The organism is Streptomyces sp. NPDC002125, assembly GCF_053593715.1.
Genome location: NZ_JBSFDD010000007.1, coordinates 173752 through 187081, shown reverse-complemented (window position 1 = coordinate 187081; position 13330 = coordinate 173752). Strand labels below are relative to the sequence as shown.

The 13330-nt window shown below is 71.7% G+C and carries 12 protein-coding genes and 1 pseudogene; 4 read left to right on the top strand and 9 right to left on the bottom strand.

The genetic code is table 11. From position 1 onward, the window contains the following. Nucleotides 1–9 precede the first annotated feature (9 nt). Both ACWCQM_RS15040 and ACWCQM_RS15035 read right to left on the bottom strand, forming a co-directional pair. A pseudogene (locus ACWCQM_RS15040) lies at nucleotides 10–717 on the bottom strand (AMP-binding protein); the annotation flags it as partial. Beyond that, on the bottom strand, nucleotides 714–2390 hold the full coding sequence (locus tag ACWCQM_RS15035; protein ID WP_450915721.1) for an AMP-binding protein: 1677 nt from the start codon (nucleotides 2388–2390) through the stop codon (nucleotides 714–716). The gene ACWCQM_RS15035 and the pseudogene ACWCQM_RS15040, both read right to left, overlap by 4 nt. Before the next feature lie 114 nt (nucleotides 2391–2504). Here ACWCQM_RS15035 and ACWCQM_RS15030 point away from each other — a divergent pair, with 114 nt between their 5' ends. Together ACWCQM_RS15030 and ACWCQM_RS15025 are read left to right on the top strand one after the other, a co-directional pair. Further along, nucleotides 2505–3350 carry a response regulator transcription factor gene (locus tag ACWCQM_RS15030; RefSeq protein ID WP_450915720.1) on the top strand — a complete coding sequence of 282 codons (846 nt, stop codon included), beginning with the start codon at nucleotides 2505–2507 and terminating at the stop codon, nucleotides 3348–3350. Between the two features lie 31 nt (nucleotides 3351–3381). Further along, a complete protein-coding gene (locus ACWCQM_RS15025; protein WP_073748546.1) occupies nucleotides 3382–4029 on the top strand; it encodes a LysE family translocator in 648 nt (215 codons plus the stop codon). A 5-nt stretch (nucleotides 4030–4034) separates the two neighbouring features. Here the strand turns inward: ACWCQM_RS15025 and ACWCQM_RS15020 are convergent, their stop codons facing one another. Next, nucleotides 4035–5153: a winged helix DNA-binding domain-containing protein gene (locus ACWCQM_RS15020; protein WP_450915719.1), complete on the bottom strand. Its 1119-nt coding sequence runs from the start codon at nucleotides 5151–5153 to the stop codon at nucleotides 4035–4037. Between the two features lie 105 nt (nucleotides 5154–5258). On the opposite strand from ACWCQM_RS15020, the gene ACWCQM_RS15015 reads away from it, so the two are divergent. Further along, nucleotides 5259–6128, top strand: a complete 870-nt coding sequence (locus tag ACWCQM_RS15015; RefSeq protein WP_450915718.1) for a DMT family transporter — start codon at nucleotides 5259–5261, stop codon at nucleotides 6126–6128. Nucleotides 6129–6133: 5 nt separating this feature from the next. Here ACWCQM_RS15015 and ACWCQM_RS15010 read toward each other — a convergent pair whose 3' ends face one another. Then, nucleotides 6134–7165: a glutathione S-transferase family protein gene (locus tag ACWCQM_RS15010; protein WP_450915717.1), complete on the bottom strand. Its 1032-nt coding sequence runs from the start codon at nucleotides 7163–7165 to the stop codon at nucleotides 6134–6136. A 64-nt stretch (nucleotides 7166–7229) separates the two neighbouring features. Next, nucleotides 7230–8696 carry an MFS transporter gene (locus ACWCQM_RS15005; protein WP_450915716.1) on the bottom strand — a complete coding sequence of 489 codons (1467 nt, stop codon included), beginning with the start codon at nucleotides 8694–8696 and terminating at the stop codon, nucleotides 7230–7232. A gap of 108 nt (nucleotides 8697–8804) precedes the next feature. On the opposite strand from ACWCQM_RS15005, the gene ACWCQM_RS15000 reads away from it, so the two are divergent. Continuing rightward, nucleotides 8805–9206 (top strand): VOC family protein, encoded by a 402-nt coding sequence (locus ACWCQM_RS15000; protein ID WP_450915715.1) that lies wholly within the window; start codon nucleotides 8805–8807, stop codon nucleotides 9204–9206. A 48-nt stretch (nucleotides 9207–9254) separates the two neighbouring features. Here the strand turns inward: ACWCQM_RS15000 and ACWCQM_RS14995 are convergent, their stop codons facing one another. From ACWCQM_RS14995 to ACWCQM_RS14980, 4 genes are read right to left on the bottom strand one after another with little or no spacing between them, the layout of a single operon-like run. Next, complete coding sequence (locus ACWCQM_RS14995) at nucleotides 9255–10634, bottom strand: LLM class flavin-dependent oxidoreductase (RefSeq protein WP_450915714.1); 1380 nt, start codon at nucleotides 10632–10634, stop codon at nucleotides 9255–9257. Nucleotides 10635–10666: 32 nt separating this feature from the next. Further along, nucleotides 10667–11413: an ABC transporter ATP-binding protein gene (locus ACWCQM_RS14990; RefSeq protein WP_450915713.1), complete on the bottom strand. Its 747-nt coding sequence runs from the start codon at nucleotides 11411–11413 to the stop codon at nucleotides 10667–10669. Then, the gene (locus tag ACWCQM_RS14985) at nucleotides 11389–12267 is read right to left on the bottom strand and encodes an ABC transporter permease (protein ID WP_450915712.1); all 879 of its coding nucleotides are present in this window, start codon (nucleotides 12265–12267) and stop codon (nucleotides 11389–11391) included. The genes ACWCQM_RS14990 and ACWCQM_RS14985 overlap by 25 nt, the downstream gene beginning before the upstream one ends. Then, on the bottom strand, nucleotides 12264–13328 hold the full coding sequence (locus ACWCQM_RS14980; RefSeq protein ID WP_450915711.1) for an ABC transporter substrate-binding protein: 1065 nt from the start codon (nucleotides 13326–13328) through the stop codon (nucleotides 12264–12266). The genes ACWCQM_RS14985 and ACWCQM_RS14980 overlap by 4 nt, the downstream gene beginning before the upstream one ends. Nucleotides 13329–13330 lie beyond the last annotated feature (2 nt).

Sequence of the window (13330 nt, the reverse complement as noted above, 5' to 3'; positions counted from 1 at the left end):
GTATCAGTCGAAGCAGTGGTAGAACGGCACGGGCAGGCAGACCCGGTCCTGTTCGGTGTAGGCGACCATCTCCCCCACGAAATATCCGTTGTTGAGGATGTTGTGGTGGGAGAGCACGGCCCCCTTGGGGAAGCCCGTGGTGCCGGAGGTGTACTGGATGTTGATCGGGTCGTCGCAGGACAGCTCCGCTTCGCGTGCCGCCATCTGCTCATGCGTCACCGTCTGCGAGGCGGCGGTCAGTTCGTCCCAGGACGGGTCGCCGATGTAGTGGACGGACCGCAGCGCCGGGCACTCGGCGCGGACCTGGTCCACCAGCGCCCGGTAGTCGCTGGTGCGGTGGGCGAGGGAGGCGATCAGCACGGAGATCCCGGCCTGGCCCAGCACGTAACCGAGCTCGTGCGCGCGGTAGGCGGGGTTGATGTTGACCATGACGGCCCCGATCCGGGCCGTGGCGTACTGGACGAGGACCCATTCCGGGCAGTTGACCGCCCAGATCCCGACCCGGTCGCCCTTGGCCACGCCGGACGCCATCAGCCCCCGGGCGAGTTCGTCGACGTCGGCGCCGAAGCGGGCGTACGTCCAGCGGCGCCCGGACGCCACGTCGACCAGCGCCTCCCGCTCGCCGAACGCCTCGACCGCGCGGTCCAGGTTGCGCCCGATGGTGTCGCCGAGCAGGGCGGTGCCGCCGGTGCCGTGCGCGTAGGAGAGGCCGCTCACCGCAGGTCCCCCTCGTCGAACTCGGTGCCGGCGCCCCGCGCGGTGTGCTCGCGCAGTTCGATCCTGCGGATCTTCCCCGAGACGGTCTTCGGCAGTTCGGCGAACTCCAGCCTGCGGATGCGCTTGTACGGGGCGAGGACCGACCGGGAGTGCTCGAACAGCACCTTGGCGGTGTCGGGACCGGGCTCCCAGCCCGCCGCGAGCACGACGTACGCCTTCGGGACGGCGAGGCGCACCGGGTCGGGGGCGGGCACGACGGCGGCCTCGGCGACCGCTTCGTGCTCCAGCAGGGCGCTCTCCAGCTCGAACGGCGAGATCTTGTAGTCCGAGGCCTTGAACACGTCGTCCGCCCGGCCCACATAGGTGATGTAGCCGTCCTCGTCGCGCGAGCCGATGTCGCCGGTGCGGTAGTAGCCGCCCGCCATCGCCTCGGCCGTGCGTTCCGGGTCGCCGCGGTAGCCCGTCATCAGGCCGACGGGGCGGGCGGACAGGTCGAGGGCGATCTCGCCCTCCGGCGCGCCCGGTTCACCGGAGACCGGGTCCAGCAGCTCGACCTTGAATCCCGGGCTGGGCCGGCCCATCGAGCCGGCCTTGAGGAGCTGGCCCGGCGAGTTGGCCACCTGGACGGAGGTCTCCGTCTGGCCGAAGCCGTCCCGGATGGTGACGCCCCAGGCGCGCCGGACGCTCTCGATGACCTCGGGGTTGAGCGGTTCACCGGCGGCGACGACCTCGCGCGGCGGTGTACGGAGCTGGGTGAGGTCGGCCTGGATGAGCATCCGCCAGACCGTGGGCGGGGCGCAGAAGCTGGTGACGGCCGAGCGGTCCATCTCCGCCATGAGCCGGGCGGCGTCGAAGCGCGTGTAGTTGAAGATGAAGACGGTGGCCTCGGCGCTCCACGGCGCGAAGAGGTTCGACCAGGCGTGCTTGGCCCAGCCGGGCGAGGAGATGTTCAGATGGACGTCGCCGGGTTTGAGGCCGATCCAGTACATCGTGGACAGGTGCCCGACGGGGTACGAGAGATGGGTGTGCTCGACCAGCTTCGGGCTCGCGGTGGTGCCGGAGGTGAAGTACAGCATCAGCGGTTCACCGGCGTCGGTGTCGCCGTCCGGGGTGAACGTGTCGGACGCCTTGTCGGCCCCGGCGTAGGAGACCCAGCCGTCCACGTCGGCGCCGACGGCGATACGGGTGTAGTCGCCGGGCACCTCGTCGAACTTGGCGGCGTCCTCCGACCGCACGAGCACATGGCGCACCGCGCCGCGCTCGACACGGTCACGCAGGTCGACCGGGCCCAGCAGCGGGGTGGCCGGGATGACGACGGCGCGCAGCTTCATCGCGGCGAGGGCGGTCTCCCACAGCTCGGCCTGGTTGCCGAGCATCACGAGGATCCGGTCGCCCGCGGCCACTCCCTGGTCCCGCAGCCAGTTCGCCGCCTGATCGGACCGGGCAGCCATGCGGGCGAAGGAGATCTCGGTGCGCCCGCCGTCCTCCTCCACGATGTGCAGGGCGGTGCGGTCGTTGTTCTCGGCGATGGCGTCGAACCAGTCGAGCGCCCAGTTGAACCGTTCCGGCCGGGGCCAGCTGAAGCCCTCGTAGGCCGCCGCGTAGTCCTCGCGGTGCTCGATCAGAAAGTCCCGGGCCGCCCGGAACGTCTCCGTCGCACTGGTTGCCGGCATGTGCCCTCCTCGTTGCGGACCCGTCCTTTAACATCATGTGAACAGTGACCCGGATCTCACCACCCCCGGACGGGGGTGAGGTCGCGAGGCCGGACAGGGCGGTGTGTCATCGGCGTGGCGGAAGCAGGCGAGGAGACCGAGCTGCGGGCGGCTCTGCTGCGGCTGCGCCGGACCAGCGGGCTGCCGGTGGTCTTCGGCGGGCTGCTCTCGGACGCGCGCCACGCCCGGATCTCGGAGCTGAGCGGGGCGCAGACCGTGGCGCTGCGCGGGCTGATGATCTCGGCGGGCAGCGGGCTCGGCGGCAAGACGATCGCCCTGTCGCGGCCCTGCGCGGTCACGGACTACCCCTCGGCCCGGCACATCAGCCACGAGTACGACACGGCGGTCGCGGCCGAGGGCCTGCGCTCGGTCGTCGCGGTGCCCGTCGTCGTACGCCGTACGGTGCGCGGGGTGCTGTACGGGGCGCTGCGTGCGCCGCTCACGCTCGGGGACCGCACCTTCGACGCGGCGGCGTCGGCGGCCCGTGACGTGGAGCAGGCCCTCGCCGTACGGGACGAGGTGCAGCGGCTCCTCGCCGCCACCAGGGAGCGGCTCACCGACCCGGGAGCGGGCTCCGGCACCTGGGAGGACGTCCGCGAGGCGCACCGGGAGCTGCGGGCCCTGGCCCCGAAGATCGCCGACCAGGGGCTGCGCGGGGAGCTCCTCGCGGTGTGTGGCCGGCTGGCGTCGGCCTCGGGGGCGGACCGCGGCGCACCGGCGGTCCGGGTGCGGCTGGCGCCGCGCGAGCTGGATGTGATCGCCTGCGTCGCGTCGGGAGCGACGAACGCCACGGCGGCCGAACGGCTGGGTCTGAGGCCGGAGACCGTGAAAAGCTATCTGCGGTCCGCGATGCGGAAACTGGGGGCGCACACCCGGCTGGAGGCCGTGGTGGCGGCTCGCCGCGCGGGGCTCCTGCCCTGAACGGCTTTCGACGAACGGGGGGTTCGACGGCATGGTGTCCATCGATCAGTATCTTGCTTTCGCGCTGATGTCCCTGCTGGTGATCGTGATTCCGGGGCCGAGCGTGCTGTTCGTGATCGGCCGGGCGCTGGCACATGGCCGCCGTACGGCTCTGGCCACGGTGCTCGGCAATGTCGCCGGCTCCTATGTGCTGGTGCTGGCGGTCGCGCTGGGAATCGGTTCGCTGGTGGAGCGGTCCGCGCTGTTCTTCATGGTGGTGAAGCTGGCGGGTGCCGCGTATCTCGTGCATCTGGGCGTCCAGGCGTTCCGGCACCGCAAGGAACTGAGCATGAGCACGATGGCCCAGGGCGCCGGGCAGCCGGCGCGAGGTGATCTGCGGACGGTCGCCGACGGTGTGTTCGTCGGTGTCACCAACCCCAAGGGGATCGTGTTCTTCGCCGCCGTCCTGCCCCAGTTCGTCGATCACTCGGCCGGGCATCTCGCCGTCCAGATGCTGCTTCTGGGGCTGGTCCCGATCGCGATCGGGACGGTCACGGACACCCTGTGGGGGCTGGGCGCCTCGGCGGCCCGGGACTGGTTCGCGCGCTCGGACCGGCGGCTGTCGATGATCGGCGGCGCGGGCGGGTTCGCGATGGTCGGCCTGGGTGTGACGGTGGCGGCCACGGGCCGGGCGGACTGAGGTCCTCAGTCGCCGAAGTCGACGAACGCGGCGAACCGGACGTCGTAGGCGGGCCTGGGACACATGACGCCCAGCATCTCCACGGCCTCCTGGGCGATCTCGTCGCGGGCGGCCCGGCCGAGCCGGCCCAGGGCCTGCACGGTGACGACCGCCTCGTCGGCGGTCTCGTCGAGGCGCCAGACCGCGGCCAGGAAGCCGTCGGCCAGCACGGTCCCGTAGGCCTGGTTGCCCACACCGTTGCGCCCCTTGTACTCGGGCGGGATCACCCTGGTCCGGTCGGCGTGGCCGAGCAGCACGTTGTCGAACTCGGGCAGGAAGCGCGGCGGGGCCGGGGTGTCCGGGTCGGGGTGGGGTGCGTCCGGCAGGTCGAAGAGCTCGGCGCCGTTGTCGTCGCGGAAGGTGACCAGGCGCGGTCGCAGCCGTTCGAAGACCTCGCGCATACGGGTGAGTCCGGCCCACATCTGCATGTCCTTCACCGACGCGGGCCCGAAGGCGGCGAGATAGCGCAGCACGGTCGCGTCGGGCGTGGCGGCGGGCAGCGGCGGGCTTCCCAGCCAGTGTTCGGCGGTCGTCAGGGCGACCTGCCCGCTGCGCCCCCAGAGCCCGCGCGGGGTGACCTGGACCAGGGGAAGGCGGCACCGGGCGGCGACTCCGAGCGACTGCGGGTCGGCGTCGGGCCAGTGGGGGCGCAGCTCCTGCCGCAGTTCCTTCAGGGTGCGTGGCCGTTCCTCGACGAGCTCCCTGGCGAGCACCGTGAGGCGGTCCAGGTCCACACCCGTGAGCCCGTTCCGGAACATGTTCAGCTCCCGGTCGCGGGCCGGCTGGACCAGGGGGCGCAGGGTCAGGGCGTCCTCGGCCGTGTGGGTGTGGATCGTGGAGCGCAGGGTGACGATCCTGACCACCTCGCGGGACTCCATGAGCGCCGAGAGCTCGGCCGGGTCGAAGTCCGCCAGCCGTGCGTGGAGCTGGAAGTAGGGCGGCCTGGTGTTCTGGGCCTGGAGGCCGACCAGCCCGCCGATGGCCTCCTTCGCCGTCACGGCGGCGCGGCGGAGCAGCAACTGCCGTTCCAGCGTCGCCCTGTTGAGCGCGCGGGTGGAGAGCACGGGAGCGTTCCTGTCGGCCATGCTCCGCAGATTACGCGGGCCGGCCGGCGCCGGCCGGGGAAGAGCGACACTCGCACGGTCCGCGGCGCCGCGGACCGGAGGGCGTCGGCCCTCATGATGGGGCGGGTGATCAGCGTCCTGTTCGCCGTCCTGACCGCGCTCAGCAACGGCTCAGCCTCCGTCCTGCAGCGCCGCGCCGCCCTCAACGTTCCCGACAGTGAGGCGATGCGTCTGTCGCTGGTCGGGCATCTGCTGCGTCAGAAGGTGTGGCTCGCCGGTATCGGGCTCGTGATCGTCGCCGCCGTCTGCCAGGCGGTGGCGCTGGCCACCGGCCCCATCGCGGTCGTCCAGCCGATCTTCGTGATCGAACTGCCCGCGACCCTGCTCATCGCCGGGTATGTCATGCGGGTCCGGATTCCGCGCCCGGTCTGGGCGGGGGTGGCCGCCGTGACGGCGGGTCTGGCCCTCGCGATGGCCGCGGCCGCACCGGTCGGCGGGAGCGACGAGGTGCAGGGCGCGGCCTGGGTCCCGGCGCTGATCGCGACCGGGATCTTCGAGGCCGTGCTGATCACGGCGGCCCTCGGCATCCGCGGCGACACCCGTGCCGCGCTGCTGGGGCTGGCCGCGGCCTGCGGTTACGCGCTGACCGCCGCGCTGATGAAGGACGCGATGGGGCGGCTGGACAGCGGCGGTGCGGTGGGCCTGCTGACGGCGTGGCAGCTGTACGCCACGGCGGCGGCCGGCGTCGGCGCGCTGTTCCTCCTCCAGAACGCGCTCCAGGCCGGCAGCCTCGTCGCCGTACAGCCGATGCTGACGCTCGGGGACGCGCTGATCAGCGTGGTGTACGGGGTGACGCTGTTCGGCGAGGAGCTGCGGACGGGGTGGTGGCTGCTGCCGCAGCTGGCCGGGCTCGCGCTGATCGCCGTGGGCTGCGTGGTGCTCGCGCGTTCCCCGCTGGCGGCGGCGAACGCGGGCCCGCCGCCCCGGGTGGAGTGATCCGGTCAGGGCCGCCCGGAGGCGGGGACCTCCTCGCCCGGAGGCACCGGTCCCGGCGGGGTGCCGTCGCCGAAGGGCCTGCCGCCCAGCTGCTCGCGGTGGTGCGGGGTGAGCCAGCCGGACAGGTCGGGGCCGAGGGGCACGATGCCGGTCGGGTTGATGCCGGTGTGCACCTGATGGTAGTGCCGCTTGATGTGGTCGAAGTCGACGGTGTCGCCGAATCCGGGGGTCTGGTAGAGGTCGCGGACGTACGCCCACAGCACCGGGTCCTCGGCGAGCTTCGAGCGGTTGCACTTGAAGTGCCCGTGGTAGACGGCGTCGAAGCGCACCAGCGTGGTGAACAGCCGGATGTCCGCCTCGGTGATCGTGTCCCCGACGAGGTAGCGCTGCCCGGCGAGGCGCTCGGAGACCAGGTCCAGGCGGCGGAACACATCGACGTACGCCGCCTCGTACTCACCCTGTCCCGAGGCGAATCCGGCGCGGTAGACGCCGTTGTTGACGTCCCGGTAGATGCCGTCCATCACCTCGTCGATCTCGTCGCGCAGCCGCTCGGGGTAGAGGTCCGGGGCGCCGGGGCGGTGCAGCTCGGTCCACTCGGTGGCCAGGTCCAGGGTGATCCGCTGGTAGTCGTTGGTGACCAGGGCACCCGTCGGTACGTCGACGACGGCGGGCACGCTGACCCCTCCCGGGTAGCCGTGCTCCCGGGCGTCGTACGCCTCGCTCAGGAAACCGATGCCGAGCACCGGGTCCTTGCCTCCCTCGTCGAGGGTGAAGCGCCAGCTGCGGTCGTCCTGGATCGGATCGGCGACGGCCAGCGAGAGCGCGCTCTCCAGCCCGAGCAGCCTCCGTGACACCAGGGCGCGGCTCGCCCAGGGGCAGGCGCGGCTGACGACCAGCCGGTAGCGCCCCGCCTCGACGGGCCAGCCGTCACGGCCGTCGGCGGTGATGCGGTCGGCGAAGTGGCTGCGGGAGCGCTTGAAGGGCTTGTGGCCGTACGAGGTGTTCCGGTTCGGCTCCCGGTCCTCGGTGTCGTTCATCGGGTGCTCCTCGGTTCTTCGGTGACCCGGGACGTCATCGGGTGCTCCTCGGTTCTTCGGTGGCTCAGGACGTCTCGGAACGTCTTCTTCCCCGCCGGCCCGCCCCGACATCGGCCAGCGCCACGATCAGAGCCGCGAGGACGAACGCGATCGAGACGACGAGCCCGTGGTCCAGGGCCGCCGCCCAGTCGCCGGAGCCCAGCCTGGCGAAGAAGACGGAGCCGACGGAGGCGATCCCGATGGCCGAGCCGACGCGCTGGCTGGTCTGGAGGGTGCCGCCCGCGCTGCCCGCGTTGCCGACCGGCACCTCGGAGAGGGTGAGGGTCTGGTTCGGCGCGATGACCAGTCCGCTGCCCAGCCCCGCCAGCAGCAGCGGCGCGGCCATCGCGAGCCCGGCGCCCCTGCCCGGCACCAGGTGGGCGGCGAGCGCGGTCAGCCCGAGCCCCACGGCCACCATGGTCAGGCCCACGACGATGAGCGGCCGGCCGAAGCGGCCGACCAGCCGCCCGCCGATGCTCGCCGACGCTCCGGCGCCCAGCGCGAAGGGGGTGATCGCGAGCCCCGCCTCCAGGGCGCTGTAGTCCAGCCCGGACTGGAGATAGAGCGTGGTGATGAAGAAGATCGAGGTGAAGCCCGCGAAGTACAGCAGGATCATCAGACAGCCGAGCCAGAAGGCCCGTAGCCGGAAGAGCGCCAGATTCAGCACCGGCTGGACACCGCGGGCCGCGCAGCGGGAGTCCCAGGCGACGAACGCGCCGAGCAGCACCAGGGCCACCGGCACGAGCAGCCACTTGCCGTCGCCGGGCCACTGCTGGGCCTGGACGAAGGGCAGCAGCAGGGCCAGTACCCCCGCCCCGAGGAGCAGGACGCCGAAGGGGTCCAGGTCGCGCGGGCGTACCCGGCCCGCCGACGGGGTGTCGGGGAGCAGTCTGTGGGCCAGCACGAGGCAGACCGCCCCGATCGGGAGGTTGACGTAGAACACCCAGCGCCAGCCCTCCTGCTCCCCGGCCCCCTGGATCAGCAGGCCGCCGAGCAGCGGTCCCACGGCGGTGGAGATGCCGACCACGGTGCCGAACATGCCGAAGGCGCGGCCCCTCTCGCGTCCGGAGAACATCTGCTGGATCAGCGCGGAGATCTGCGGCGAGAGCAGCCCGCCCGCCGCGCCCTGGAGCAGCCGGGCGATGACCAGCCAGAGGCTGGACTGCGCGGCCCCGCAGGCGGCGGAGGCGAGGGTGAAGAGGGTCAGCCCCGCCATGAACACCGCGCGCCTGCCCCGGGCGTCGCCGAGCCGTCCGCCGGGGATCAGGACGAGCCCGAACGCGAGTGCGTAGCCGGACAGCACCCACTGGAGGTCGGACTCCGGGGTGTCGAGGCCCTCCTTGATGGACGGCAGCGCCACATTGACGATGGACACGTCCAGCAGGGTCATGAAGCCCGCGACCAGGCAGACGGCGAGGGCGCGCCAGCGGCGGGGGTCGGAGGGTCCGGTTCCGGGCTTGCCCGTGTCCCGGTGTTCCGTGCTCTCTGACATGCCCCGCACCCTAGTTCGCGTCCGCCCGGACCCCGCTCCGGGCGCGCCGTGCGGCCGGGGCGTCGTCCGGCCAGGCGTGCCGGGGCCCATCGGGGGTACCGACGGAACATGACTGTCGGGAAAACGAGCGTTCTGGTCCTGGACTGCGCCGAACCGCTGGAACTGGCGGACTTCTACGCGAACCTGCTCGGCGCACAGACGCGGATCGGGAGCGATCCCGACTTCGTCGAGATCGTCGGCAACACCGGTGTGCATCTGGCCGTGCGACGCGACCACGGTTACGCGCCGCCGAGCTGGCCCCGCCCCGAGGACTCCTATCAGGCGCATCTGCGCATCCTGGTGGACCCGGGGGACATGGACGAGGCCGAGCGCGAGGCGATAGGCCTCGGCGCCCGGCCCGTGGACACGGGGGACAGCAACAGCGGTCCGCGCGACGTCCGCGTCTACACCGACCCGGCGGGCCACTCCTTCTCGCTGGCCGTGTATCCGGCCCGCCAGGAGACGCGGTAGCGGCTCACCTCGGGGAACGGCGGCGCAGCGCGGGGTCGGGACAGTCGGTCACCGGGCCGCCGCCGTGGCGAGGCCGATGCCGGTGTGGCCCTCGCTGGTGTCGACGGTGTCGAACAGCCGGTTGGCCGGCCGCGGGAGTCCGTAGTGCTCGCGCAGGGTGGCCCCGGTGTACTCGGTGCGGAACAGGCCGCGCTCCTGGAGGATCGGGACGACCCGGTCGACGAAGACCTCCAGTCCGGAGGGGAGCACGGCGGGCATGATGTTGAAGCCGTCGGCCGCTCCGCTCCCGTACCAGTGCTCGATGGTGTCGGCGACCTGCTCGGCCGTCCCGGCGAAGGTACGGTGTCCGCGCCCTCCGCCGAGCCTGCCGATGAGCCGGCGCACCGTCAGCTTCTCGCGTCTGGCGAGCTCCACGACCAGGGTGTAGCGGCTCTTGGCCCCCTCGATCTCGTCCTCGTCGGGCAGGTCGGCGGGAAGCTCCTTGTCGAGGTGGAGCTGGGAGGGGTCGAGCTTCAGCGTCCTGGCGAGCTGGCGCTTGGCGTACTCGGGGACGATGAGCCGGTCGAGTTCCGCGTCCAGTTCGAGGGCCTCGGCCTCGGTGTCGCCGATGACCGGGACGATGCCGGGCAGGATCTTGATGCCGTCGGGGTTACGGCCCAGGCTCTCGGCGCGCCGCTTGACGTCCTTGTAGAAGGCGATGCCCTCCTCCAGGGTCTGCTGGGCGGTGAACACCGCCTCGGCGTAGCGGGCGGCGAAGTCCTTGCCGTCCTCGCTGGAACCGGCCTGGACGAGCAACGGGTATCCCTGCGGCGGGCGTTCGACGTTCAGCGGGCCGTCGACCCGGAAGAACTCACCGGCGTGGCCGATGCTGCGGACGCGGTCGGCCAGCGCGTGGACCCCGGCCTCCTTGTCGGCCACGACCGCGTCGTCCGCCCAGCTGTCCCAGAGCTTCGTGGACACCTCGACGAACTCCACGGCGCGCCGGTAGCGGTCGCGGTGCAGGGGCGTGTCGTCCAGGCCGAAGTTGCGGGCCGCGTCGGCGCCGGCAGTGGTGACGATGTTCCAGCCGGCCCGGCCGCCGGAGATGTGGTCCAGGGAGGCGAAGCGGCGGGCCAGGTTGTACGGCTCGTTGTAGCTGGTGGAGGCGGTGGCGATGAGGCCGATGCGCTGGGTGACCCCGGCGAGCGCGGTGAGCAGCACGGTGGGTTCCAGTTTGGCGGCGGGGCGCCGGCCCGGGTCGCCCATGAGGACGGGCCCGTCGGCGAGGAACAGCGAGTCCAGCAGCCCGCGTTCGGCGATGCGGGCCAGGTTCTTGTAGTGCTCCAGGTCGGAGTTGGCCTCGGCGTGGCTCTCGGGGAGCCGCCAGGACGCCTCGTGGTGGCCGGTGGACATCAGGAAGGCGTTCAGATGGAGCTGCTTGCGCGGCATGGGATGTCTTCTCCTCGGAGGATCTCGGAAGATCAGTGCGTGAGCTGGGGCTGTGCCACGCCGAGGGCGGCGAGCAGCCTGTCGCGGTACTCCTGGAAGCGCGGCTCGCGCCGTGAGCGCGGGGAGGGCAGGTCGATCCTGAGGTCGACGGAGATGGCGCCGTCCTCCAGGACCAGGACCCGGTCGGCGAGCTCCACGGCCTCGTCGACGTCATGGGTGACCAGCAGCACCGCGGGGCGGTGGCGTTCGTACAGCTCGCGCAGCAGGTCGTGCATCTTGATCCGGGTCAGCGCGTCCAGCGCGCCGAACGGCTCGTCGGCCAGCAGGAGTTCGGGGTCGCGTACGAGGGCCCGGGCCAGGGCGGCGCGCTGCTGCTCACCGCCGGACAGCTCATGGGGCCAGGAGCGGTCGCGGCCCTCCAGGCCGACCTCGGCGAGCGCGGTCAGGCCCCGCTCGCGTGCCCCGGGGCCGCGCAGTCCGAGGACGACGTTGTCGAGGACCCGCAGCCAGGGCAGCAGCCGGGAGTCCTGGAAGGAGAGGGACACCCGGTCGGGCACGGAGAGTTCGCCCGATCCCTCGACAGTGTGGTCGAGGCGGGCGACCGCCCGGAGCAGGGTGGACTTGCCGGATCCGCTGCGCCCGAGGAGAGCGGTGAACTCCCCCTGCGCCACGGTCAGGTCGAGCCGCTTGAGTACGTCACGGTCGCCGAACCGGCGGACGAGCCGGGAGGTGCGGATCGCGGGCGGGGCTTCTGTCAGCCCGCCAGGGTGCGTCGCCATGACAGGACCTTCCTTTCGACTGCGCGTACCGCCGCGTCCGAGGCGAAGCCGAAGAGTCCGTAGGCCACCAGGCCCACGATGATCACGTCGGACTGGGCGTACTGCTGGGCCTGGAACATCATGTAGCCGATGCCGCTGGTGGCGTTGATCTGCTCGACGACGATCAGGCCGAGCCAGGACGAGGTGACACCGAGCCGGAGCCCGACGAAGAAGCCGGGCAGCGAGCCGGGGACGACGACCTTGCGGATGAACGTCGCCCGGCTCAGGTCGAGCCCTTCGGCGAGTTCGACGTACCTGCTGTCGATGCCGGTCAGCGAGGCGTAGGTGTTGATGTACATGTTCACCGCGACGCCGAGCGCGATGACGGTGACCTTCATCTGCTCGCCGATGCCGAGCCAGAGGATCAGCAGCGGGAGCATGGCGAGGGAGGGGATGGCCCGCTTGATCTGGAGCGGCCCGTCGAGGAGGTACTCCCCGCTGCGGCTCAGACCCGCGGCGACGGCCAGGATCACACCGGCCGTGACGCCGAAGATCAGGCCGAGTCCCGCGCGCTGGAGCGAGATCAGGACGTTGTCCTGGAGGCGGCCGGTGCTGACGAGGTCTCCGGCGGTGGCGAGGACCGTGCCGGGCGAGGACAGGATTCTCGGGTCGAGGTATCCGGACGCGGAGGCCGCCCACCACGCGAGCACGAGCAGGACCGGGCCGATCAGCCGCCCGAACGGCAGCGCGCGGCCGGGGCCGAGCCTGCGCCGGGTCCCCTTGGAGACGGCCGGGGGCGCTCCGGCGGCCGGAGAGCCGGCCGGCTCCCGCATCCCGGTGCGGGTGGTCCGCGCTTTCGCCAGCAGGTCGGTCATGACCCCTCCCGGTACTCGGCGGCCACGGCCTGGGCCGCCAGCTTCTCGAATCGGCGGTCGAACAGCTCGGAGGCCTTCTGCTTCGGCACGAAGCCGCCCTCGGCCAGCAGATCGGCGGTCTCCTGCTCCCAGGCGAGGGCCTCGTCCCAGCTGACCGGGAACTGCGGCTTGTGCTGCGAGTCGACGATGCGGCGCCCGTCCTCCTTCGACACCCCCTGGTCCTTCACGTAGTACGTGTCGATCCACTCGTCCTGGTTCTCCCAGGCCCACACCTGGCCGCGCGCCCACAGCGGGACGAAGCTGCGTACGGCCTTGGCCTTCTCCGGATCGTTGAGGACCTCGTTCGGCGCCCAGAGCACCGTCAGCAGGTCGACGACCTCCGTCTTCACGCCCCGGGCGCCGTCCTTGCCGTACTGGTCGAGGTACTTGGTGAGGGTCGGCTCGGCCAGCGGCGCCACATCGACCTGCGCGGACTGGAGGGCGGTGAGGAACTGCGTGCTGGGCAGGGCGACCAGCTCGACGTCGGAGTTCTTCAGTCCCGCCTCCTTGAGCGCGCGCAGGACGACGACGCCCTGTGCCTGGCCCTGGGAGAACCCGATCTTCTTCCCTCGGAAGTCCTCGGCCTTCGTGAGGGAGGAGCCGGGGGCGGTGGCGAAGGTGTAGAGCGGGTGGCGGCGTATCTGGACGGCGACGATTTTCGCCTGGACGCCGATGGCGTGGGCCTGGATCGGCGGAATTCCGGCGTTGGTGGCCAGGTCGATCGATTTCGCACGGAAACCCTGGATGATATCGGGCCCCGCGGAGAGGTTCGGCCATTCGGTGACGGTGAAGTCGAGTTCCTTCGAAAGCCCTGCCGGTTTCAGCTGGAGCTGCGTGGTACGAGCGGCGATCTTCAGTTCGGTCCCGGCCGCCGGAGCTCCGGACGGAAGGGCGCCCGCAGGTTCCGCACCCGCTACGGATTTCACCTGCGGCGAGCATGCGGCGAGGCTCAGTACGGTGCCTCCCGCGAGAGCGAGGAAAGACCTCCGGGCCAGGGCCGGCCTGTTGTCGTGGCGTGTCATGG

What these genes read in the sequence shown, in the direction of transcription:
- ACWCQM_RS15000 (WP_450915715.1), top strand. Translation starts at nt 8,805, where the DNA reads ATGACTGTCGGGAAAACGAGCGTTCTGGTCCTGGACTGCGCCGAACCG.
- ACWCQM_RS14990 (WP_450915713.1), bottom strand. Translation starts at nt 11,413, where the DNA reads ATGGCGACGCACCCTGGCGGGCTGACAGAAGCCCCGCCCGCGATCCGC.
- ACWCQM_RS15035 (WP_450915721.1), bottom strand. Translation starts at nt 2,390, where the DNA reads ATGCCGGCAACCAGTGCGACGGAGACGTTCCGGGCGGCCCGGGACTTT.
- ACWCQM_RS15010 (WP_450915717.1), bottom strand. Translation starts at nt 7,165, where the DNA reads ATGAACGACACCGAGGACCGGGAGCCGAACCGGAACACCTCGTACGGC.
- ACWCQM_RS14995 (WP_450915714.1), bottom strand. Translation starts at nt 10,634, where the DNA reads ATGCCGCGCAAGCAGCTCCATCTGAACGCCTTCCTGATGTCCACCGGC.
- ACWCQM_RS15005 (WP_450915716.1), bottom strand. Translation starts at nt 8,696, where the DNA reads ATGTCAGAGAGCACGGAACACCGGGACACGGGCAAGCCCGGAACCGGA.
- ACWCQM_RS15020 (WP_450915719.1), bottom strand. Translation starts at nt 5,153, where the DNA reads ATGGCCGACAGGAACGCTCCCGTGCTCTCCACCCGCGCGCTCAACAGG.
- ACWCQM_RS15025 (WP_073748546.1), top strand. Translation starts at nt 3,382, where the DNA reads ATGGTGTCCATCGATCAGTATCTTGCTTTCGCGCTGATGTCCCTGCTG.
- ACWCQM_RS14980 (WP_450915711.1), bottom strand. Translation starts at nt 13,328, where the DNA reads ATGACACGCCACGACAACAGGCCGGCCCTGGCCCGGAGGTCTTTCCTC.
- ACWCQM_RS14985 (WP_450915712.1), bottom strand. Translation starts at nt 12,267, where the DNA reads ATGACCGACCTGCTGGCGAAAGCGCGGACCACCCGCACCGGGATGCGG.